Annotated in this window: 18 protein-coding genes and 1 tRNA gene; 13 read left to right on the top strand and 6 right to left on the bottom strand. The window is 42.0% G+C overall.

What is annotated here, in order from left to right:
• Window positions 1-29: 29 nt before the first annotated feature.
• Window positions 30-569 carry a tetratricopeptide repeat protein gene (locus B2400_RS02290; RefSeq protein ID WP_260044147.1) on the bottom strand — a complete coding sequence of 180 codons (540 nt, stop codon included), beginning with the start codon at window positions 567-569 and terminating at the stop codon, window positions 30-32.
• Window positions 570-663: 94 nt separating this feature from the next.
• On the opposite strand from B2400_RS02290, the gene ung reads away from it, so the two are divergent.
• Window positions 664-1,335 (top strand): uracil-DNA glycosylase, encoded by a 672-nt coding sequence (gene ung / locus B2400_RS02285; RefSeq protein WP_149527383.1) that lies wholly within the window; start codon window positions 664-666, stop codon window positions 1,333-1,335.
• On the opposite strand, the gene B2400_RS02280 is transcribed toward ung, so the two are convergent.
• Together B2400_RS02280 and B2400_RS02275 are read right to left on the bottom strand one after the other, a co-directional pair.
• A complete protein-coding gene (locus B2400_RS02280) occupies window positions 1,332-2,396 on the bottom strand; it encodes a DUF6695 family protein (RefSeq protein WP_293930540.1) in 1,065 nt (354 codons plus the stop codon). The genes ung and B2400_RS02280 overlap by 4 nt on opposite strands.
• 7 nt (window positions 2,397-2,403) lie before the next feature.
• Window positions 2,404-2,874: an Lrp/AsnC family transcriptional regulator gene (locus B2400_RS02275; RefSeq protein ID WP_093101265.1), complete on the bottom strand. Its 471-nt coding sequence runs from the start codon at window positions 2,872-2,874 to the stop codon at window positions 2,404-2,406.
• Between the two features lie 330 nt (window positions 2,875-3,204).
• Between B2400_RS02275 and sufB the strand changes: the two genes are divergently transcribed.
• From sufB to B2400_RS02245, 6 genes are all read left to right on the top strand, one after another.
• Entirely contained in the window at window positions 3,205-4,656 is a 1,452-nt protein-coding gene (sufB, locus tag B2400_RS02270; RefSeq protein WP_149527381.1) for a Fe-S cluster assembly protein SufB, read from the top strand.
• Window positions 4,657-4,719: 63 nt separating this feature from the next.
• On the top strand, window positions 4,720-5,478 hold the full coding sequence (gene sufC, locus B2400_RS02265) for a Fe-S cluster assembly ATPase SufC (RefSeq protein ID WP_149527380.1): 759 nt from the start codon (window positions 4,720-4,722) through the stop codon (window positions 5,476-5,478).
• A 48-nt stretch (window positions 5,479-5,526) separates the two neighbouring features.
• A complete protein-coding gene (sufD, locus tag B2400_RS02260; protein WP_293930537.1) occupies window positions 5,527-6,831 on the top strand; it encodes a Fe-S cluster assembly protein SufD in 1,305 nt (434 codons plus the stop codon).
• Window positions 6,832-7,094: 263 nt separating this feature from the next.
• Window positions 7,095-8,327 (top strand): MFS transporter, encoded by a 1,233-nt coding sequence (locus B2400_RS02255; RefSeq protein WP_149527378.1) that lies wholly within the window; start codon window positions 7,095-7,097, stop codon window positions 8,325-8,327.
• A gap of 194 nt (window positions 8,328-8,521) precedes the next feature.
• Complete coding sequence (locus tag B2400_RS02250) at window positions 8,522-11,623, top strand: SusC/RagA family TonB-linked outer membrane protein (protein ID WP_293930534.1); 3,102 nt, start codon at window positions 8,522-8,524, stop codon at window positions 11,621-11,623.
• Between the two features lie 7 nt (window positions 11,624-11,630).
• On the top strand, window positions 11,631-13,193 hold the full coding sequence (locus B2400_RS02245; RefSeq protein ID WP_293930532.1) for a SusD/RagB family nutrient-binding outer membrane lipoprotein: 1,563 nt from the start codon (window positions 11,631-11,633) through the stop codon (window positions 13,191-13,193).
• 466 nt (window positions 13,194-13,659) lie between these two features.
• On the opposite strand, the gene B2400_RS02240 is transcribed toward B2400_RS02245, so the two are convergent.
• Together B2400_RS02240 and B2400_RS02235 are read right to left on the bottom strand one after the other, a co-directional pair.
• Window positions 13,660-13,732, bottom strand: a tRNA-Gly gene (locus tag B2400_RS02240).
• Window positions 13,733-13,818: 86 nt separating this feature from the next.
• Window positions 13,819-15,360 (bottom strand): NAD(P)/FAD-dependent oxidoreductase, encoded by a 1,542-nt coding sequence (locus tag B2400_RS02235; RefSeq protein ID WP_293930530.1) that lies wholly within the window; start codon window positions 15,358-15,360, stop codon window positions 13,819-13,821.
• Window positions 15,361-15,511: 151 nt separating this feature from the next.
• Here B2400_RS02235 and B2400_RS02230 point away from each other — a divergent pair, with 151 nt between their 5' ends.
• The 4 genes from B2400_RS02230 to B2400_RS02215 all read left to right on the top strand — a co-directional run bounded on the left by B2400_RS02230 (window position 15,512) and on the right by B2400_RS02215 (window position 18,701).
• Window positions 15,512-16,090, top strand: coding sequence for a LemA family protein (locus B2400_RS02230; RefSeq protein ID WP_293930528.1), 579 nt, complete (start codon window positions 15,512-15,514; stop codon window positions 16,088-16,090).
• Between the two features lie 164 nt (window positions 16,091-16,254).
• Entirely contained in the window at window positions 16,255-16,689 is a 435-nt protein-coding gene (locus B2400_RS02225) for a TPM domain-containing protein (RefSeq protein WP_149527373.1), read from the top strand.
• 4 nt (window positions 16,690-16,693) lie between these two features.
• Window positions 16,694-17,527 (top strand): TPM domain-containing protein, encoded by an 834-nt coding sequence (locus B2400_RS02220; RefSeq protein ID WP_149527372.1) that lies wholly within the window; start codon window positions 16,694-16,696, stop codon window positions 17,525-17,527.
• A gap of 46 nt (window positions 17,528-17,573) precedes the next feature.
• Window positions 17,574-18,701 carry a TlpA disulfide reductase family protein gene (locus B2400_RS02215; protein WP_149527371.1) on the top strand — a complete coding sequence of 376 codons (1,128 nt, stop codon included), beginning with the start codon at window positions 17,574-17,576 and terminating at the stop codon, window positions 18,699-18,701.
• A gap of 263 nt (window positions 18,702-18,964) precedes the next feature.
• On the opposite strand, the gene radA is transcribed toward B2400_RS02215, so the two are convergent.
• Window positions 18,965-20,353, bottom strand: coding sequence for a DNA repair protein RadA (radA, locus tag B2400_RS02210; protein WP_286651931.1), 1,389 nt, complete (start codon window positions 20,351-20,353; stop codon window positions 18,965-18,967).
• A 69-nt stretch (window positions 20,354-20,422) separates the two neighbouring features.
• Here radA and B2400_RS02205 point away from each other — a divergent pair, with 69 nt between their 5' ends.
• Both B2400_RS02205 and B2400_RS02200 read left to right on the top strand, forming a co-directional pair.
• Window positions 20,423-20,929, top strand: coding sequence for an RNA polymerase sigma factor (locus tag B2400_RS02205; protein ID WP_149527369.1), 507 nt, complete (start codon window positions 20,423-20,425; stop codon window positions 20,927-20,929).
• The gene (locus tag B2400_RS02200; RefSeq protein ID WP_293930522.1) at window positions 20,929-21,570 is read left to right on the top strand and encodes a hypothetical protein; all 642 of its coding nucleotides are present in this window, start codon (window positions 20,929-20,931) and stop codon (window positions 21,568-21,570) included. Before B2400_RS02205 ends, B2400_RS02200 begins: the two co-directional genes overlap by 1 nt.
• Window positions 21,571-21,586: the final 16 nt, after the last annotated feature.

Genomic DNA, 21,586 nt, shown 5'->3' with positions numbered 1-21,586 from the left:
TCTAAAATCTAATGTCTAAACTCTAACATCTACCTAGAATAGCGGAATTGTTGTTTATCCATCATTCCCATTTGAGATTTCATCATTTTGATCTGCTCTTCAAGGAGTTTGTTTTTATCTGCTTTTTTCGCTTCGGCAAGAAGTTTTTCGGCTTCGCGTTTATTGCGTTTTGCCATGGCAATACCTGCTAAGCTTAACTTCGCGAGTGCCACGTTGTGATCCATATGAAGTCCCATCGAAAGGGCTTTCTTGAAGTATTTTTCCGATTGTAATGGTGCGCGTTGCGACTCGATCAATCCTAATAACATGTGGTAGTAACCATGTTGAGCAGAGATAAGCTCTTTTTCATAGTTGTTGATCTTTTTCAACCATGCTTCTGCTTTGTCCATGCGTTCTTTTCTTAGGAACCATTGTGCTAGTAACATCTTCTCGTTGAAGAATACGGTCACCCAAGCAAGGATTGTTATCAAAATGGCTAGAATTCCCCAACCCCATTGGCCAATCCAAAACAACGCCACCGTGCCGATCACCAATAAACTACAAATTATAATTCGAACAATATTTGACATAATTATACATTATACTGTAAGTTTGCAAATATCCGTTAATTTGCTGTCTCTTACAAATGTCGACGGTAAAAATTCGAAATAATAACAGTAAAACATGTCAGAACGTTTTGATTCCACTTGGGACCCAATCTTAAAACCACTCTTTGCAACAGAAAAGATGAAAGCCTTGTCGGCTTTTGTGCAAAATGAGCGTTCCTTGCATAAGGTCTTCCCTCCGAACGAATTGGTCTTTAATGCTTTCAAATTGACTCCCCTTTCAAACGTTAAAGTGGTGATTCTGGGACAGGATCCTTATCACAATGATGGACAAGCACATGGTTTGTCGTTCTCCGTGCCGAAAGGCATGGCTCTTCCGCCTTCCCTAAAGAATATCTATACGGAATTGGTCACTGATATCCCGGGTTTCACCTATCCGAATCATGGTGATTTAACCAAATGGGCAGAGCAGGGTGTTTTATTGTTAAATGCCACCCTAACGGTTCGTGCGCATGAAGCAGCATCGCATCAGAAGCGTGGCTGGGAGCAATTTACAGATTCGATTATCAAAGAGATATCGGATAAAAAAGAACATGTGGTGTTTATGCTGTGGGGGAGCTATGCGATTAAGAAATCAGCATTAATCGATGCTAACAAGCATTTGATTCTAACAGCGGTGCATCCATCACCCTTGTCAGTGTATCGTGGCTTTTTTGGGAGTGCCCATTTCTCGCAGGCCAATGAGTTTTTAAAGCATCATCAGCTAGAACCTATCGACTGGCAAGTCTAAGCGTATCTTTCTTGTAGATTTTTAAATTTGAATTCCTCTAGCGGAAGTTGCTGAAGGTGCTTGATGCGGATTTTGCGCCCGTGTTGGGTAATGTGAGTGAAGAGGAGATGACTATCATAGGATATTTCCCACTCCTCCGATAAGCGGATAGGTTCTGTCGATTCACCTAATACCACATATTCTAATTCGCCTTGCGTAGTATAGCGACTTATTTCAACATTGAAGTCGTTGCGCTGGTTGAGATAGTACCAGGCGCCATCACCGACGCCTCCTAAGTACTTAGCGTGTTTTGGGACGGTGATTGGTTTTGAACCGAACGCCATTGCGCCGATTATCAAGTCGGTCGGCAGTTGATTTGCTTTATTTCGGAATACATTATCACCCAATTGTTTCAATAGGAATCCGAAGGATTGCCATCTATTCATGCGGAAGCTTTGCAGACCGTCTGTGGGTGAGTAACTATAAACAATGCGGTCTTTGTTTGCGTTGACAACATTGCTTATAGGACTAGCTTTGATAGTTTCCGGCAGGTTGATCCCGTGCCAATAATGGTATTTATCAGACGCTTTCATCAACATTCGCGTGATGAAGCGCGAGCAGTTGTTGTTGTTTTTGGCGACCGCGCCGTAGGGGTATGTGCCTTGTTCGACGCAATAATCCCCATAAGCCTTGGCTTGGTGAAAGTCGATGTCACTGACGATGTTGAAGAATAGGCGGCCTTCTCCGTACATGGCGGGCTTCATATCTTCAAAATATTCGACGATCTGATCGATGTTTTTAATCTTATTGCGTTCGACAACAGCTTTGAGTTGAATGTTGAGTTTAGGGTCTGAGTCTTTCGATCTTGCACGTCCATAACCGCGAGGAGTGATATAACGACCAAAGTCGTAAAACAACATCTCGCCCGAGTGATGGTCAACAATGACCACACCGGTATGCCCAACTTTGAAGTTTAGATTTTTGACCAAGCCGATTTTCTTGAAAAACATCATCCATTTTTCATCTCCTCGGATGGTCGCATCGGGCCAAGTTAATATAATAGCAAAATCTTTGTAACTCATTCGTTCGCTAGTATTCCAATGGCACGATAGGCTCTTTTTTACTGGTAGACATAATCATCATGGTTTGAAACGTCTTAACGAAAGGGATTTTTGAAATCTTTTCCATGATAACGGCTTCATATGCCTTGATATCTTTAACATACACCTTCAACATGAAATCGCAGTTACCTGTCACGTGGTGACATTCAGTAACCTCAGGAATAGCACGTACTGCTTCTACAAACTCAGGGATCGCATTATGGGTATGAAAGTCTAAGGATATCTGTATAAATGATTTGATGCCTAAGCCTAGCTTTTCCTCATCGACAAACGCATGATAACTCTTTATGAATCCGGAGTTTTCAAGCTTTCTTACGCGTTCTAGGGTAGGGGCTGGCGACAGTCCAATATTGGTTGCTAGTTGCAAATTGGTAATCCTACCATTCTCTTGTAATAGCTTCAGAATTTTTAGATCCGTTTTGTCTGGTTGGTACGACATAGGCTTTTCAAATTTGTATTAGAAAGATAAATGTACAAAATTAAATTTGGTTTATTTGGCAAATTGTTTTTTTAACGATTATAAGCATTACTGCAATAGATTTCTCTTATACACGACGGTTGTTGATATTGTTTTTAATTATATTAATCACGTCATTGTCATAATATTTTTGGTAAAAATGCTTTAGGGGCAAAATAAATGATATTTGTCATTTTTTTTCTATGAATGTGCGTTGTGAGCGTAGAAAGTCTACTGTTTTATGCTTTTTTAGTCGTAACTTTGCCATTCAAAACATGGGGGCAAAAGCCTCGATAATTAAGTGAAAGCGATATGAGCACCAAAGACGACGATTTATTAAAAGAGTTAGAGCTCGAAGAATATAAGTACGGATTTACGACGGATATCGAGATGGATATTGCGCCAAAAGGGCTCAATGAAGATACCGTTCGTTTAATCTCAGCAAAGAAGAATGAACCTGAATGGCTATTGGAATGGAGATTGAAAGCATTTCGTCATTTCCAAACTATGAAAATGCCTACTTGGCAAAACTTTGAGAATCCTGAAGTAGACTTCCAAGATCTTTCCTACTATGCTGCACCGAAGCCTAAAAAGCAATTGGAGAGTATGGATGAGGTGGATCCGGAGTTATTAGCAACTTTCGAGAAGCTTGGGATTCCATTGGATGAGCAGAAGATTTTAGCAGGTGTGGTTGCTGTAGATGCTGTGTTTGACTCGGTATCTGTAAAAACTACGTTCCGTGAGAAGTTGAAAGAGAAAGGCGTTATTTTCTGTTCATTTGGAGAAGCTGTTCAAGAGCATCCTGAATTAGTAAAAGAATACTTAGGTACTGTGGTTCCACAGACTGATAATATTTATGCAGCGTTGAACTCAGCGGTATTTTCCGACGGATCTTTCGTGTATATCCCTAAAGGGGTACACTGTCCGATGGAGCTATCGACTTATTTCCGTATCAATGCGCAAAACACCGGACAATTCGAACGTACATTAATCATCGCCGATGAGGATTCGTATGTTTCGTATTTGGAAGGATGTACAGCACCTATGCGTGATGAAAATCAATTACACGCTGCTGTTGTAGAATTAATCGCTCTTCGCAATGCGGAGATTAAATATTCTACGGTTCAGAACTGGTATCCTGGAGACAAGGATGGTAAGGGAGGGATTTACAACTTCGTTACTAAGCGTGGTATCTGTAAAGGCGATCACTCAAAAATCTCTTGGACGCAGGTGGAAACAGGTTCGGCGATTACGTGGAAATATCCTGGTGTGATCCTAAAAGGAGACCACTCTGTAGGCGAATTCTACTCGGTTGCTATGACACGTAACATGCAGGTTGCTGATACCGGTACAAAGATGATTCACTTAGGTAAGAATACACGTTCGAAGATTATTTCGAAAGGTATCTCTGCCGGAAAGAGCCATAACAGCTATAGAGGTTTAGTGAAGATTGGTCCGAACGCGGATAACTCAAGAAACTTTACACAATGTGATAGTTTATTGATCGGTGACCGTTGTGGAGCACACACTTTCCCATATATCGAAAATAAAAACAAAACAGCAACGCTAGAGCACGAGGCTACGACGTCGAAGATTGGCGAGGATCAAGTATTCTACTTAAATCAACGTGGTATTGACTCGGAGAAAGCCGTAGGGTTAATCGTGAATGGTTATGCCAAAGAGGTGTTGAACCAATTACCGATGGAGTTTGCTGTTGAAGCGCAGAAATTACTAGCTATTTCGTTAGAAGGTTCTGTAGGTTAATAAAGTTTTAGAAGTACATGCTTGGGATGTGATATCCCAGTCAAAATACGCAATAGAAAGAATATGTTAAGCATTAAAAATTTGCATGCGTCTGTTGAAGACAAACAAATATTAAAGGGGTTAAACTTAGAGATTAAAGCAGGAGAAGTTCATGCGATCATGGGCCCGAACGGTGCTGGTAAAAGTACCTTAGGGAATGTTCTTGCAGGACGTGATACATACGAAGTAACTGGCGGACAAGTATTGTTAGATGGTGTTGATTTATTAGATCTATCACCGGAAGACCGCGCTCGTGAAGGTCTGTTCTTAGCTTTTCAATATCCTGTTGAAATCCCTGGTGTTTCGAACATCAACTTTCTTAAAACTGCGGTAAACGATATCCGTGAGTACAAAGGACTTCCGCCAATGGAGGCTAAGGAGTTTTTGCAAACGGTTAAGGATAAACAGAAACTTGTTGAGTTCTCAGCGAACTTAGCGAACCGTTCTTTGAACGAAGGTTTCTCCGGTGGTGAGAAAAAGCGTAATGAGATCTTCCAATTAGCGATGTTGAATCCGAAGTTAGCAATCTTGGACGAGACAGATTCAGGTTTGGATATTGACGCATTGCGTATTGTGTCAAATGGCGTTAACCAATTGCGATCGGAAAATAATGCTTTCGTAGTGATTACACACTACCAACGTTTATTGGATTATATCGTTCCGGATTTTGTACACGTGTTGTACGATGGACGTATCGTGAAATCGGGTCCAAAAGAATTGGCTTTAGAGTTAGAAGAAAAAGGTTACGACTGGTTAAAAGAATTAGATACGCAGAACGCCTAACCGGAAGGAATTAAAAAAGAGGTAATGAGCGGATTGATAACAAATAACATGAGCACACTAGTAGCAAACTCCTTATTCCAACAGTTGACTGCAACATTTCAGGAATTGGAAGCTAGCAACGAGTCATCGGCTGTTAAGTCGATCAGACAAGATGCTTTTGCACGCTTTCAAGAACTGGGGTTCCCAACGGTTAAGAACGAGGATTGGAAATATACGAATATCCACAACTTGGTTAACAAGACTTATCTTTTGAATGAGGATGTGGATGTTGCGAATTTAGACTTTGATGCTGCCGATATTCCAGGATTGGATGCACACCGTATTGTATTGGTCAATGGCCAATATGTACTGGCATTCTCTTCGTTGGAAGATGAAATTGGTTTGACTGTAAAGTCTATCGAAGACGCACAGGATGAAGTGAACTTCCAAAAGCATTTCGCACAGCACGCGGATAAAACTGACAGTGCGATGGTGGCTTTGAACACAGCATTACATACATCGGGAGTTTATATTTCGGTAGCTAAGAATAAAGTGGTTTCTAAACCTTTGCACATTGTACATGTTGCAACTGGTGGTAAAGACTTCTTTGCTCAAACAAGAAACTTAATTGTAGTTGAACCCAATGCCGAGATAGAGATCGTTGAGAGCTATATCACAGCAGCAAATTCAGCAAGCAATTTAAACAATGAGGTAACAGAGATTGTAGCGGAAGAGAATGCAAAGATTCAACATTATTACCTGCAGTTAGCAGCTGAGTCTGGCCATTATATCAACCATACAGAGGTTTACCAAGAAAAGCATAGTTTATATAATAACTATAACTGTACTTTCCCAGGCCCGGCATTTGTTCGCAATGATATCAACATTCGTTTGGATGCAGAGCAGGTAGAGTCGCATTTATACGGTATAAACTTGTTAAATAAGAAACAATTTGTAGATAACCATACGATCGTAGATCACATGAAACCTCATTGTGAATCTTACGAATGGTATAAAAATATTCCTCAAGAAGAGGCCACAGCAGTATTTAATGGTAAGATTTTCGTGCGCGAAGATGCACAGAAAACTAATGCCTTCCAGCAGAACAACAACATGTTGATCGGTGAGAAGTCTACCGTATTTACCAAGCCTCAATTAGAGATCTTTGCAGATGATGTAAAATGTTCTCACGGCTGTACCATGGGTCAGTTCGATGACGAAGCATTGTTCTATCTGCGTGCTCGCGGTATTGGGGAAGACTCTGCTCGTATTCTATTAGTACATGCTTTCGCATTTGATGTAACTTCAAAGTTCTCAAATGATACAATTAAGCATTATGTAGAAGAATTAGTAGCCAGAGGATTGGAAAGCTAATAGTAGTGTAGTTTTAGTATAGAAAGCGTTTAGGAGAAATCTTAGACGCTTTTTTTTTATTGCATTTTAGACAAAAGTAATCCGGTACAGAATGTAAAAGGCTTGTTAATTTGAGGGAATATTTTATTTTTGTGCTATGCTAGCATTTAATTATACAACATATGCCTTTAGAGCTTGGACTAAATAACTAGTCTTAAGCATCTCTATTTATTATTTAGTTGTACTCCGCGACTGGAGTTGTATAATCATATCATTTATATTTTATGGAAAAGAAGAATTGGGTTAAAACCTATCTATTTATATGGGCTGGGCAGTTTGTCTCTTTGCTAACGAGTTCGGCAGTTAATTTTGCAGTTGTTATTTGGTTAAGTATCGAGTTCAAGTCAGCGGAGATTTTAGCCTATTCGGCTATCGCTGCTTTATTACCTCAAGCTATTATCGGCCCTTTTGCGGGCGTCTATATTGATCGTTGGAACCGTAAAAAGGTGATGATCTTTGCTGATGCATTTATTGCATTTTGTACCTTCCTGATGACCTTTGTTCTTCGCGAAGGTGCTATCCATCTGGAGTTGGTTTATTTGATCATGGCATTGCGATCGGTGGGGTCTGCTTTTCATTCTCCGGCGATGCAGGCTATCGCTCCTTTACTAGTTCCTGAGGACCAATTATTGCGTGTATCAGGAGTCAATCAAATGTTGCAGTCGATAAGCCAGATCGCCGGACCTGCCATGGGTGCACTGGCAATTGCATCCTTTCCAATCAATAAAGTATTGTATTTGGATATTATTGGGGCGATTCTCGCCATTACTAGTTTATTATTCGTTAGCATTCCGCATGTCAAGACGAAGGTTTCCGGCTCCATACAACAAGTTTGGCGGGACTTAAAACTTGGCTTTTTAGCTATTCATCAAAATAAAGGGCTAAACCGAATGTTCCTCTACTCGATGTTGGCAACGGTGGGGATTATGCCAGTTGCCATCATGTTCCCTTTGTTAACCATCGATCACTTCAAGGGGGCTGAATTTGAAATGAGTGTTGTAGAAATCGTCTGGGGTGTCGGGATGCTGGTCGGCGGGTCCTTGCTATCGGCTTTCAAAGTAGAGATTAGAAAGGTAATCATGGTCAACACGATGCACATGCTGTTGGGATTCACGTTCGTTGTTTCGGGAATTCTTAGCCCGAATCTATTTATTGTGTTTGCTGTACTTACCGGTTTAGGGGGGATGGCGATGTCTATTTTCTCCGCTTCGTTCATGACGATCATACAAGAGGAGATCGCGCCCGACATGTTAGGACGAGTATTCTCCTTGTATTTTAGCTTCGCCATACTGCCAAGTTTGATCGGCTTATTGTTTGCCGGAAACATCGCAGATAACATAGGCGTAGCAAATGCCTTTATTATTGCCGGCATCTTATGCTTCTTAATCGGAGTCGCTTCATTTCTAACGCCTTCATTAATGGCGATCGGTAGAAATAAACCGCAAAATAAAATATAAGCTGTTGATTTTTTGCTGTTTCTCTAAGTGATAATAGGTAAATGATATCTATATCAGCTAATTTTTAGCGTGTTTTAAAATAAAGTTGCATAAAAACGCAAAGTATTAGTTTTTTTTCGTAGAATTGCCTTGACTAAATTACTGATAGCCATATCTATTTTATTCAAAACCTTATTTTAAAACAACTATCAAACATGAAAAGAAGATTTTTACTTACTTTTTTCGGGGTTTGCCTCTATGCTACTTGTTTGATGGCGCAACAAAAAGCAATTACAGGAAAAGTTACTTCGGCTTCGGGCGAAGCGATGAGTAGTGTGACTGTAATCGTGAAAGGAACTACACGCTCTGTACAAACTAATGCAGACGGTTCATTTTCGATTCAAGCGGCGCCAGGCGAAACATTAATATTTAGAGCAATTGGCTCGAGTGGAGCACAGCAAGTCGTTGGCTCTGGAAGTGTTTACAACGTTGAACTCGCTAGCTCTGAGGAGTCTATCGACGAAGTTGTAGTAACAGCACTCGGTATTAAGAAAGAGAAGAAAGCCTTGGGATATGCCGTTCAAGACATCAAAGCAGATGAGTTGATGAAGAACAAGAACCCTAACATGATCAACTCTTTGAATGGTAAGATTGCCGGCTTAAACATCACTAACTCTGGTGGTTCTCCAGGTGCATCAGCATCCATCGTTATTCGTGGAGGTACTTCCTTAGAGCGTGATAACCAACCGTTATTCGTTATTGACGGTATGCCGATGGATAACTCGACCGGTATGGGCGATATGTCCGCATTCGATGGTAATACCAACATCGCGACAACCAACGGTAACCGCGCAATGGATATCAACCCGGAAGATATTGAGTCAATCTCGGTATTGAAAGGACCAACAGCGGCAGCACTTTATGGTATTCGCGCAGCAGCCGGTGCCATCGTAATTACTACGAAAAAAGGTAAAGAAGGAACGGCTACAGTAGGTGTTAATTCGCGTGTTGGAGCAAACTGGGTAAACAAACTACCCGAACTTCAAAAGAAATATAAGTTAGGAACGAATCCTGATGGTAAGTTAATGGACTTGAACACGAACTTATCTTGGGGTGATCCATTTTCATCAGGCGAAACGATCTACAACAACTTGGAAGACTTCTTCGAAACAGGTTATACCTACGATAACAGCTTTAACGTGAGTGGTGCTACTGCAAACAATAATTATTATTTATCGGGGGCACATCTAAAGCAAACCGGTATTGTTCCTACAACAGACTACGGCCGTTATAACTTCCGTTTTAATGGCGAGCAAAAGCTCGGTATTTTCACTTTCGGAGCGAATGCTGCCTATTCACAAAGTCAGACAACAAAAACCCTTACCGGTACTGGTCTGTGGGGTTCAGGAGGTAATGGATACATGGAGTCTATCATTGCATATCCGCAAAGTGTTGATATGCGTGATTACTTAAATGCTGACGGATCGCAAAAGTTTCTATATAGAAGAGGAGATACGCCAGAGGCTATATTGGAAAACAGTATGGACAATCCATATTGGACCATCTATAAAAATCCACAAACCGATAAAACCAATCGTTTCTTAGGAACATTCTATACAAATGCACAGCTGACCGACTGGTTGAACTTTACCTATCGTTTAGGTGTCGATAATTATACATCAACATATCGTTCTTTAGTATCAGCAGGATCTGCAGTAATCAGAGAATATCAAAAAGGTATGTTGTCGCAAAACGTAAGACAATACAATTTCATCACCAACAACTTCTTGTTGAGTGCAAACAAAACTTTTGCAGAAGTGTGGGATGTAAGCTTATTATTAGGAGCGAGCACCGAGGATATCAATTCGAAATCCACTGCAAATAAGGCGCGCAATTTCAAAATTCCTGATTTCTATTCGTTCAACAATGCACCAGATGCAGATCGATTTGTGCTAGACAACAGAACGGAAATTAGAAGGATAGGGGTGTTTGGCGACGTAAAAGTTGGATACAAAAACATGGCATTTGTTGGCATGACCTTAAGAAATGACTGGTCATCGACACTTCCAAAAAAGAACCAATCTTTTATGTATCCTTCTTATAGCGCGAGTTTAGTGTTCACCGAATTATTTGAGAAAAACGATATCTTAAGTTACGGTAAACTTAGAACCTCATGGGCAGAAGTAGGTAAAGATGCTCCGGCTTATCAAACGAATTCTTACTTAGATCCATACGAATTGACTATCGGTGGAGGATATAAGAATTCATGGACCTTAGGAAACCCTAATTTGATTCCTGAAAAGACACAGTCTTTCGAGGTAGGTACAGATTTGAAATTCATGAACAATAGATACGGTTTAGAATTTACCTACTATAACAATAAATCCGTAGATCAAATTTTATCGCCACGTGTAGATAATGCAACCGGAGGTATTTTCCAATATGTAAACTCGGGGGTGTTACAAAACAAAGGGGTAGAATTAACGCTTACTGCGGAATTAATGAAAAAAGAAAACTTCTCTTGGGATGTGATGTTGAATGCTTCACATAACAAAGGAAAAGTTAACTCATTACCCGGTGGTTTAGCCATTCTTTATGTAACCGATGTACAAGTTGCTGATGGTAAAGCGGCATCATTCAATGATGGTGACTTTATGGGAATCAGTGGTAAAGATTGGACAACGAATGACGAAGGTAAGTATATCCTGAACTGGACTACAGGTTTGCCAACAACCAATAGCAACGCAACGCTTCATTTAGGAAATAGAGAGCCTAAGTTTATCGGAGGTTTGACAAACAACTTCAGATACAAAGACTGGGGATTATCTTTCTTAATTGATTTCCGCAAAGGAGGGTCAATTTTTAACGGAACTGAGGTATTGTTAACACAATATGGATTGAGCCAACGTACAGAAAACAGAGGTGAGAAAATCACGATGACTGGCGTTTCTTTAAATCCTGCAACTGGGGAATACGAGGATGTTACTCGTGAAATTGTAGCAGATCAAAATTATTACATGAACTACTACATCAACAAAACCAGCAACTTCATCGAAGAGGTAAACTGGTTGCGTTTAAGATCAGTAAACCTTTCTTACGATCTTCCACAGAGCTTGTTAGCGAAATCTGGCTTTATCAGAGGTGCTTCATTCAACTTAAATGCTACGAACTTATTGTTATTCACGAACTATTCGGGTATGGATCCAGAAACAAGTGCTGCTGGAGCAGGAGTAATTGGTTCGGGTTCCGTAGGTATTGATTATGCTGGTGTTCCGAATACGAAAGGCGTAACATTTGGTGTTAACTTAAAATTCTAAGACAGACATGAAAAAGATATTTTCTATAATGGCGGTTGCGGGAGCTTTGATGATGACATCTTGCGATAAGTGGCTCGATGTTAATGACAACCCCAATACACCGAATACAAAAGTCCCTTCGGTGGACTTGCGCCTTCCGTCTATCATCGCTCGTTTTGCTGAGGCATACGAGAGCGGTGGTACGCGTGCGGCAATTATTTCTCAGCAATTAGCCGGTACAACGGCAAACAACTGGGCATTATCGCGTTGGAACATTTCCACATCAGCGGTAAACTGGCCTTATCAACCTTGGTATATCTACACAGCTAACAACATCCCTGATTTGATCGAAAAGGGAGAAGCGACAGGCGCAAACCACTATATTGGTGCAGGTAAAGTAATCTGGGCGTGGGGATTTGCAGCATTCTCAGACATGTATGGCATGTTGCCTTACGAAGAGGCATTCCAAGGAGGTTTGATGACGCCAAAATATGATCAAGGAGACTTGATTTATGAGAAATGTTTAGTAGAACTAGATCAGGCAATTGAATACCTGCAAAAAGGCCAAGATGCTTCGGCTCCGGCATTATCTGTGGGAGATTACCTGTTCAAGGGCGATACCCAGAAGTGGATTGCCTTAGCAAATGGTATCAAAGCGAGAATGCTGAACCACTTGTCGAAGACTGATAAATTCAACGCCGCTGAGGTATTGGCATTATTGGAGAAAGCTCCAAAAACAGCATCTGAAAGTGCGTTATATCAATATCAAGATCGCGCAGAGTCAACAAAACCGGAGACCGAGTCTTTGCAATACCAAAATAACGGGTCCAACCGTTTGACAAAGCTTTATATCGATTACCTATTAGGCAACTATACAGGCGCCCCAACGGGAGCAAGCAATATGGAAGACCCAAGAGCTGACTTATTGATCCCACGTTTTATTGCGACAGGCTTACGCACGCCAGGTGTTGACATGAGTGTAATCCCTGAATCAGGTTTCGGTTCTACCTTAACAACCTATGCGGCATTGCGCCCAACAGCGAACGTATCCACAGGATCCGTATACGCGGCAGCAGGAGCGAAAGGCTTGTTATTGACTAGTTCGGAAATGCACTTCATCAAAGCCGAAATATTATTCAACCAAAATAATAAAGCGGGCGCTCTCCAGGCCTATAAAGATGGTATCAAAGATCATATGGAAATCTTGGGCGTTCCGGCAGCGAAGATTACGAGCTACTTAGCAAGTACTTCTGTACAGCAATCTGCAAGCGCATTGACCTTAAGTCAGATTATGATCCAAAAGTACATTGCTTTATCATACTCGCCAGAGGTATTCAATGATGTTCGTCGTCTCGAATTCTGTACAGATGCTAGCGGCAAGTATAATGAGTCCGTGGGTATCTACAAAGGCTTAAAACGTCCAGGAGCGGTATTTACGATTGCATTGCCATCGGAAGATATGTGGCCAAGACGCTTTACCATTGCAAGTTACAGTATCAATTACAATTACGATCAAGTAATCAAAGCAGACCCAGATGCAGCAGATGCAACCTATACCGCAAAACGTATATGGTGGGATGTAAAGAAATAAATTTTTAATTGTAAAATTGAGAAGCTGCCTGAAAAGGCAGCTTCTTTTTTTAGAAGGAATGACAGGATGCTTTTTCTTGTACCGGGAAAGGAAGGATAAAAGATTGGCAGGATCATGCTCATCCTTGCATCCTTCCTTTCCTGGTTCAGACAACTTTACCTTCCTGCTTAAACCAATGGCTCAAAACAAACCTCTCGCGTATAATATCAAAAATCTAGAAAGCCCTAGGTCTAACTACTAACTACTAAATACTAGCTACTACTCAATTCCCTTTCAAACCCAATACAAACCCAATATAAACCCAATGCAGAACCAATTCCAAAGAGGTATGATATGGGTGTGCAATGGGTGTACAAGAGGTGATACTCAAACAAGAACCGTTAAAGAATTCTGCTCGCTTCGCGATGTTAACTTAAGGAGGAAAGTCTATAAATGAAAAAAGCTTCCAGATTCTGGAAGCTTGATGAGCGAAAGACGAGATTCGAACTCGCGACCCCAACCTTGGCAAGGTTGTGCTCTACCAACTGAGCTACTTTCGCTTGTTGTGATACAAAAATACAACAATAAGGCATTATTGTCAATACATACCCGGAAATATTCCTCAAAATGCCTGTCAACAAATAATTTAAAGTTTGATAGCGTCGACACAGTTGATGCCGTCAATCGCTGCGGACACTATTCCTCCTGCATATCCGGCTCCTTCAGCACATGGATATAGCCCGGCAACTTGCGGATGCTGGAAACTGTCCTTGTCTCTTGGAATTCGGATCGGAGAAGATGTTCTGGATTCCACGCCTACCAAAATAGCTTCATTGGTATAATAGCCCTTCATCTTCCTGCCGAAAATCGGCAAGGCACCTTGCAATGACTTATAAACAAAACTTGGCAACACCTCTCGAAGGTCTACCGAGCGGGTTCCAGGCTTATAGGAATTGAGGGGGAGATCGTTGGATACTTTGTTTTGCACAAAATCGACCATGCGTTGTGCCGGCGCAACCAAACTTCCGCCGCCCATCTGAAAAGCCTTTTGTTCGATCTGACGCTGAAATTCTAACATGGCAAATGCATCTTCCGTAGACTGAGCCACATCTTCTAAATTGATCTGAATCACGGTTCCTGAATTTGCATGTGGATTATTGCGTTTGGATGGCGACCATCCGTTAACAACAATCTCCTCATGGTCTGTTGCGCATGGTGCAATAATACCGCCCGGGCACATACAGAACGAGAATACGCCCCTGTTATTCACCTGTTCGACCAAACTATAGTAGGCCGGGGGAAGGTTTTCCGGACGTGTAGAACAATGATATTGCGCCTGGTCTATAATCGATTGCGGATGTTCGATACGTACGCCCAATGCAAAAGGCTTCGCTTCCAGTAACCATCCCTTTTGATGAAACAGCTCGAAGATATCTCTTGCGGAGTGGCCAGTAGCAACGATGACGTGCTCTGCATCAAAGGTAGCACCCTCTGCAGTTTTGACACCCTTCACGCTGCCAAATTGTTCGATGATATCGATGACCTTGCAATCAAAATGAACCTCCCCCCCGCATTCGATTATGCGCTCGCGCATGCTCTCGATAATATGCGGAAGTTTGTTGGTTCCGATGTGTGGGCGCGCATCCACCATAATATCCTCCGGGGCGCCGTGCTCCACAAATATGGAAAGCACCAATTGCACATCTCCGCGCTTATTGGAGCGTGTATATAATTTACCATCGGAATAAGTTCCTGCTCCGCCTTCGCCATAGCAGTAGTTGGATTCCGGATTTACGATACCCTCTCTATTAATCTTCGCCAAATCCCTGCGTCGGTCCTGCACCTTCTTTCCGCGCTCGAGTATAATAGGCTTTAAACCACGCTCTAAGCAACGATAGGCAGCAAATAGGCCTGCAGGACCAGCACCAATGATGATCACTGGTTTTCCATTATTTACCGGTTGCAATTTCGTGTAGAAATGAGGATGTTCGACAGGCTCATCGATAAAATAAACGACACGCATCCGGAACAATACCTGCTTCCCGCGAGCGTCAATAGAGCGCTTGCGTACATGGAAACCTTGTACACGTTTTTCGGATATTCCCAGCTTTTTAGCACCTTCTTTTAGGATGAAGGCTTCGTCGTTAACACGCGCCGGGCTCAGGGCAATTTCTATTTCTTTCTGCATATATCTGTGTTGGGGTTTTATCCCAAAAGTCTTGCAAAGATATTAAATCTGATATAATTTCAGTACGCATGTCATTTGGTATGTGCTTTGATATTGTTTGTATATAAAAACAATTTCTTAATTTTAGACGTATACTAAGAAAACATTACACATGAAAAGATTATTAATCGTATTTGTTGGCCTACTTACTGCACTTTCTTTTAGCTCTTGTGGATACAACACGATGGTATCTCAAGACGAGAATGTAAAAGCAAAATGGGCGCAGGTTGAAAATGCTTACCAGCGCAGAGCCGACCTTATTCCAAACCTTGTGAACACTGTAAAAGGGGCTGCACAACACGAAAAGGGGACTTTAGAAGCAGTTGTGGAAGCACGCGCTAAGGCGACTTCGGTAACCGTAGATCCTTCGAACTTAAGCGAAGAGGCGATTGCCAACTTCCAACAAACACAAGATGCATTATCGCAATCTATCGGTCGTTTGTTAGTGAGCGTAGAGGCTTATCCTGATTTGAAAGCAAACTCTAACTTCCAAGAGCTTCAAGCGCAGTTGGAAGGTACAGAAAACAGAATTTCAGTAGAGCGACGCGCGTATAACGATGCCGTTCAGGAGTACAATACAACTGTTCGTAGTTTCCCGAACAACATTATGGCAGGTATTTTTGGCTTCAAAGCAAAAGGTACTTTCAAAGCTGCTGAAGGGGCTGATAAGGCGCCAACAGTATCATTTTAATGATTTTAATTGTTATTAGATCATAATATGAAGATGAATGTTGGTAATATGTTACTAAACATTCATCTTTTTTTTCTGAAAAAAAGTCTGTTTTCAATAGCCATCAAGAACTTTCACCCTTGTTGGTGTTTCAATGGAAACATGAAAGTTTTATTGGTATAAAGATGGAAATATTCAATCAAGAGGAGCAAGAAAAGATCGTACAGGCAATCAGCTTGGCAGAGAACCAAACGTCGGGCGAGATACGCCTAGTAGTTGAGCGTCAGCTGCATGGCTTGGAGGCCTATGACCAAGCAAAGCACTATTTTGAGAAGTTAAAGATGCACCATACAACCTTGCGCAATGGCGTGCTGATCTATCTCGCGACTGAAGATCATCAGTTTGCGATAATTGGAGATGCCGGTATACACGCGAAAGTGGGCGATGATTTTTGGCAGAGCACAAAGGAAAAGATGGTGTCTTTCTTCCGTCAGGGCGATTACATGAATGGCCTTATCGAAGGTATTCATGAAGCTGGCGCACAGCTAGCGACGTTCTTTCCAAGACGTGGGGATGATATAAATGAATTACCGAACGATATTTATTTTGGTAAACAATAAACATATGTTGAAGAAAATGCAGAGTTTAAAAGGCTCAACAAAACTATTTTTTACCTTTTTCTTAGGCTTACTATTATCCGTTGTTGCCGTAGCACAGGACTTTCCTGCGGTTCCCAATCGCTTAGTTACTGACTATACCAACACGTTAAGCTCGGGCCAGCAGATGGAATTAGAGCAGAAGCTACTTGCTTTTGAAGATTCTACATCCATACAGATTGCGGTAGTGGTCATGAATTCTACAGGAGACTATGATATTGCCGACTACGGAGACCGACTTGCCAAACAATGGGGCGTCGGGAACAAGAAGTACGACAATGGTATTCTCTTTTTGGTGGCATTGGGCGACCGCGCAGTAACTATCCGAACCGGATATGGTTTGGAGGGTGCTGTTCCGGATGTTATTGCTTATCGCATTATCGAGAACGAAGTTAAGCCTGCATTCAGACAAGGAAATTATTTCTCGGGAATAGATAATGGTATCAATGCCATTATATCCTATTCCAAGGGCGAATATAAAGCGGATCCGAAAGACAGCTATTCGACGGAAGGTGGCGGGGGTATCCCGATTATCTTTATCATCATTGTCATCTTTGTTGTGCTAGCACTGATCTCTCGTGGTGGCGGCGGAAAGAATGGCGGCGGTCGCGTTATGAATGGACGTGGATCATCTGATCTGTTCTGGTGGACTTTATTGAACTCGCTAGGAAGAGGCGGAAATGACGACGACGGATTCGGAGGTGGCGGCTTTGGCGGTGGCTTCGGAGGAGGCGGCGGCGGAGGTTTCGGCGGCTTCGGTGGCGGTGGCTTCGGTGGTGGTGGCGCCAGCGGGCGATGGTAGTTTTGATAAAAATGATTAACTTTATGGTAAATAATATATGAATAAAATGAAAAGAGGAATTTTATGTTTGTTAGGAGCTATTCCTAGCTTATTATTTGCCCAAGAAGCTTTTTCAGTAAAGGGTAAACTACAAAATACAGACGCTCCGGCGAAGGTATACTTTCAGTACGCAGCGGATGGGCAGCGCGTAATCGACTCTGCAGCAGTTGTTAAAGGGGTTTTCTCTTACAACGGTACAGTTTCTGAACCTACGCAAGCACAGCTGATCCTTTCTCCTGACGGCGCTGGCATCCGTACCTTGAGAAACCCAGATCGTACAGCAATTTACTTATCTAAAGGTGTTATCAATGTGGAGGGAGCTACGTTGAAAGATGCTAAGGTATCAGGAAATGCTATCAACGACGATTTCGCAAAATACAGAGCTTTAGTTGCTCCGTTAAATGCTGAGTTTGACGCTTTAAATCAAGAGTATCAAGCTGCATCTGACGAGCAGAAGAATGATGAAGCATTCGTAGGTGGTCTTCAAGAGCGCGCTTCTGCTATCTTCGAAAAGCAAACGAAGATCGGTGAAGAATTCGCATTGAACAACCCGAACAGCTATGTTGCGATGAACCTATTGGAAGAGATGATTTCTGCGGAAAACGTTGTTACTGTGGGAGAACCAGCTTATAACAAGTTATCAGCAGCATTAAAAAACACGGCTAAAGGTAAAGCAATTGCGAAGAAGATTGAAACATTGAAGAAAGTAGCAATCGGTGCGACAGCTCCTGAATTTGCATTGCCAGATACATCAGGTAATGTACTTGCTTTGTCTTCCTTACGTGGAAAATACGTTTTAATCGACTTCTGGGCTAGCTGGTGTGGTCCTTGTCGTGGGGAAAACCCGAACGTAGTAGCAGCATTCAACAAATTCAAAGACAAAAACTTCACTGTATTAGGTGTTTCTTTAGACCGCGAGAACGGTAAAGACGCTTGGTTACAAGCTATTAAAGATGATAAATTAGAGCAGTGGCCGCATGTTTCAGACTTAAAATTCTGGAAATCAGAAGTGGTAGGCTTATACGGAATCCAAGGAATTCCTCAAAACTTCCTAATCGACCCTCAAGGTAAGATCATCGCATCAAACCTTCGTGGAGCAGCTCTAGAAGAGAAGTTAGCAGAGCTTATTAAGTAACAATTTAATAGGTTTCAAAAAAATTACAAAAAGGGAAAGGCGCCGAAATAGGCACCTTTCCCTTTTGTAATTTTTAGAGATTAGATATAAGACATCAGATATTAGAACTGTCTTGAACCAGGAAAGGAAGGATTTAAGGATAGTCAGGATCATGGTCATCTTTTCATCTTTCCTTTCCTGGTTGAAGACAAAAAAGCGAACTACTAAATTAGAAAGGCGCCTAATCGGCGCCTACTCTAATGTCTAATATCTCCTATCTAAGATCACCCAAATAAAGCACTAAACACATCTTCCAACGTCGCGACTGGGCGGATAGTGATATCATATTTCTTAGCGTCGAGTCCTTTGGTGTTGTATTTAGAGATGAATATCTGTCCGAAGCCTAGTTTTTCGGCTTCTTGTATGCGTTGTTCGATTCGGTTTACTGCGCGTATCTCTCCGGAGAGGCCTACTTCGCCGGCGAAAGTGATGTTAGAGCCTAGCGGGATATCTTGTTGGGATGATATGATTGCAGCGATTACGGCGAGGTCGATCGCAGGGTCTTCGACGCGTAGTCCACCGGCAATATTCAGGAAGACATCCTGTGCGCTAAGGCGGAAGCCGAAGCGTTTCTCTAGAACGGCTAAGAGCATATTCAAACGTTTGGTGTCAAATCCGGTAGAGCTCCTTTGTGGGGTTCCGTAGGCTGAATTGGAGACTAAGGCCTGCACCTCGATCATTAAGGGGCGCATGCCTTCTAGCATGGCAGCTACTGCCGTACCGCTCACCTGCTCTTCGCGTTGTGACAGCATTATTTCCGAAGGATTCGATACCTCGCGAAGACCGGAGCCTTGCATCTCATAAATTCCCAATTCTGATGATGAACCGAAGCGGTTTTTTACTGCCCGTAGGATTCGGTAAACATGATTTCTATCGCCTTCAAACTGCAATACCGTATCGACCATATGTTCCAAAACCTTTGGCCCTGCTATCGATCCGTCTTTGGTGATGTGGCCCACAATAAACACCGGTGTATTGGTTTCCTTCGCAAAACGAAGCAGTTCTGCCGTACACTCGCGCACTTGCGATACGGAGCCTGGAGCTGATTCAATCTGTGCGGAATGGAGGGTCTGTATGGAGTCGATGACTAACAGGTTTGGCTGTACCTGATCAATCTGCTTAAAGATATTCTGCATCGAAGTCTCCGTCAAGATATAACAGTTGGCGTTTGACGTCTGAACGAGACGTTCAGCGCGCATCTTAATCTGCTGCTCGCTTTCCTCCCCCGAGATATATAAGGTTTTCACGTGAGAGACCGTAAGGGCTAATTGAAGCATTAGGGTAGATTTACCAATTCCCGGTTCTCCACCGATTAGTACTAGGGAACCCGGAACAATCCCCCCACCTAATACGCGGTTGAATTCTTTGTCGGGAGTAACGATACGTTGTTCCTCCGAATAGACAATTTCATGGATGATAGCGGCTTTGTTAGCCCGCTTGGTTTCTGCCTTCGAACTGGCGGTGCTTCGCCATTCGGGTACTCGGGAGGAAGATTTCTCAACCACTTCTTCAACAAAAGAATTCCATTGCTTACAAGAAGGACATTGTCCTAACCATTTAGGCGAGTCATATCCACAGGATTGGCAGAAGTATGCCGATTTAGTTTTAGCCATTGAGCTAAATTAAAAAAAGATGAGTACAAGTTGTAACAATACTGTACTATTGTCTACAAATAAGGAAAGATGTATAGTAACCTGGAACAAGAATTTGTGTCGTTGCTGGAGGAAAATCAGAATATCCTCCACAAGATCTGCAAGCTGTATACAGCGGATCTTGCGTCGCATCAAGATCTTTTCCAGGAAATGGTCATCCAGTTGTGGAAGTCTTACCCTAAGTTCAAAGGGGATTCCAAGTTTTCTACCTGGGCTTATCGCGTATCCTTGAATACCGCGATATCCCTCTACCGCGGTCGAAAGACAAAGATTACAACGGTCGACTGGGATAACTCCCTAGCGAATATCCGATATGAGGAATACAATTCTGAGGAGGAGGAGCGCCTAAAGTCGCTGTATGAAGCCGTTCGGCAATTGAGCGATATCGACAAAGCTTTAGTCTATATGTATTTGGAGGATAAAGATTATAGCGAGATATCGGAAACATTGGGGATCAGCGAGGTGAACGCGAGGGTGAAGATGAACAGGATTAAGACCAAATTGAAAAGCATGTTGGCAAAACAAAAAATAGCGTAATGGACGAACTGGATTTTTTAAAACAGCATTGGAATAAAGACGAGGATTTTCCGAAGGTCGACAAAGAGGGGATACGGAAAATGCTGCATAATAGCTCGTCATCCATCGTTAAGTGGATTTTCTACATCAGCATCCTTGAGCTGTTGGCCGGACTCGCTCTCAACTTCCTATTGCCTAATGATACCGATATAAATCCTGATTCGGATATTGTGAGCACATTGGAAAACGCATTATCCGTCGTTTTTTATATAGTGATTGCTTATTTCATCTACAAGTTCTTTAATTCATACCGCAGTATCAAAAACACAAGCAATACGAAGGTCTTGCTTCGAGATATCATCGAAACACGCAAGGCGGTGGATCAATACATCCGATTTAATATTTATTATATTATTGCGGTATCTGCCCTAGTTACTGTTACGATGATGATTACGGATGGAGTTTTCGTTAAACCATGGGGCGAAGCGATATTTTATGTAGTGGGAATCAGTATTTTCATGATTATCGCTATAGCGATACTGCTTGGTCTTGTAAAATTCTATTACAAAGTTGTTTACCGTCGTTTAGTGAACAAGTTGAATAAAAACTATGAACAGTTAGTAAAGCTAGACGAGCAAGAGGAAGTTCCTACTATTGAATAACACAGGAATCTTATAG

This window comes from Sphingobacterium sp. UBA6645 (assembly GCF_002455685.1).
GTDB lineage: Bacteria > Bacteroidota > Bacteroidia > Sphingobacteriales > Sphingobacteriaceae > Sphingobacterium > Sphingobacterium hotanense.
Note: the sequence above shows the minus strand (reverse complement) of the source record. Positions and strands in the feature narration are given on the sequence as shown.

Excerpts from the sequence above, each read along its gene's own strand:
- B2400_RS02275 (WP_093101265.1), bottom strand. The coding sequence starts at position 2,874 with ATGTCGTACCAACCAGACAAAACGGATCTAAAAATTCTGAAGCTATTA.
- B2400_RS02290 (WP_260044147.1), bottom strand. The coding sequence starts at position 569 with ATGTCAAATATTGTTCGAATTATAATTTGTAGTTTATTGGTGATCGGC.
- B2400_RS02245 (WP_293930532.1), top strand. The coding sequence starts at position 11,631 with ATGAAAAAGATATTTTCTATAATGGCGGTTGCGGGAGCTTTGATGATG.
- ung (WP_149527383.1), top strand. The coding sequence starts at position 664 with ATGTCAGAACGTTTTGATTCCACTTGGGACCCAATCTTAAAACCACTC.
- sufD (WP_293930537.1), top strand. The coding sequence starts at position 5,527 with ATGAGCACACTAGTAGCAAACTCCTTATTCCAACAGTTGACTGCAACA.
- B2400_RS02230 (WP_293930528.1), top strand. The coding sequence starts at position 15,512 with ATGAAAAGATTATTAATCGTATTTGTTGGCCTACTTACTGCACTTTCT.
- B2400_RS02200 (WP_293930522.1), top strand. The coding sequence starts at position 20,929 with ATGGACGAACTGGATTTTTTAAAACAGCATTGGAATAAAGACGAGGAT.
- sufB (WP_149527381.1), top strand. The coding sequence starts at position 3,205 with ATGAGCACCAAAGACGACGATTTATTAAAAGAGTTAGAGCTCGAAGAA.
- sufC (WP_149527380.1), top strand. The coding sequence starts at position 4,720 with ATGTTAAGCATTAAAAATTTGCATGCGTCTGTTGAAGACAAACAAATA.
- B2400_RS02280 (WP_293930540.1), bottom strand. The coding sequence starts at position 2,396 with ATGAGTTACAAAGATTTTGCTATTATATTAACTTGGCCCGATGCGACC.
- B2400_RS02220 (WP_149527372.1), top strand. The coding sequence starts at position 16,694 with ATGTTGAAGAAAATGCAGAGTTTAAAAGGCTCAACAAAACTATTTTTT.
- radA (WP_286651931.1), bottom strand. The coding sequence starts at position 20,353 with ATGGCTAAAACTAAATCGGCATACTTCTGCCAATCCTGTGGATATGAC.
- B2400_RS02235 (WP_293930530.1), bottom strand. The coding sequence starts at position 15,360 with ATGCAGAAAGAAATAGAAATTGCCCTGAGCCCGGCGCGTGTTAACGAC.
- B2400_RS02205 (WP_149527369.1), top strand. The coding sequence starts at position 20,423 with ATGTATAGTAACCTGGAACAAGAATTTGTGTCGTTGCTGGAGGAAAAT.
- B2400_RS02225 (WP_149527373.1), top strand. The coding sequence starts at position 16,255 with ATGGAAATATTCAATCAAGAGGAGCAAGAAAAGATCGTACAGGCAATC.
- B2400_RS02250 (WP_293930534.1), top strand. The coding sequence starts at position 8,522 with ATGAAAAGAAGATTTTTACTTACTTTTTTCGGGGTTTGCCTCTATGCT.
- B2400_RS02255 (WP_149527378.1), top strand. The coding sequence starts at position 7,095 with ATGGAAAAGAAGAATTGGGTTAAAACCTATCTATTTATATGGGCTGGG.
- B2400_RS02215 (WP_149527371.1), top strand. The coding sequence starts at position 17,574 with ATGAAAAGAGGAATTTTATGTTTGTTAGGAGCTATTCCTAGCTTATTA.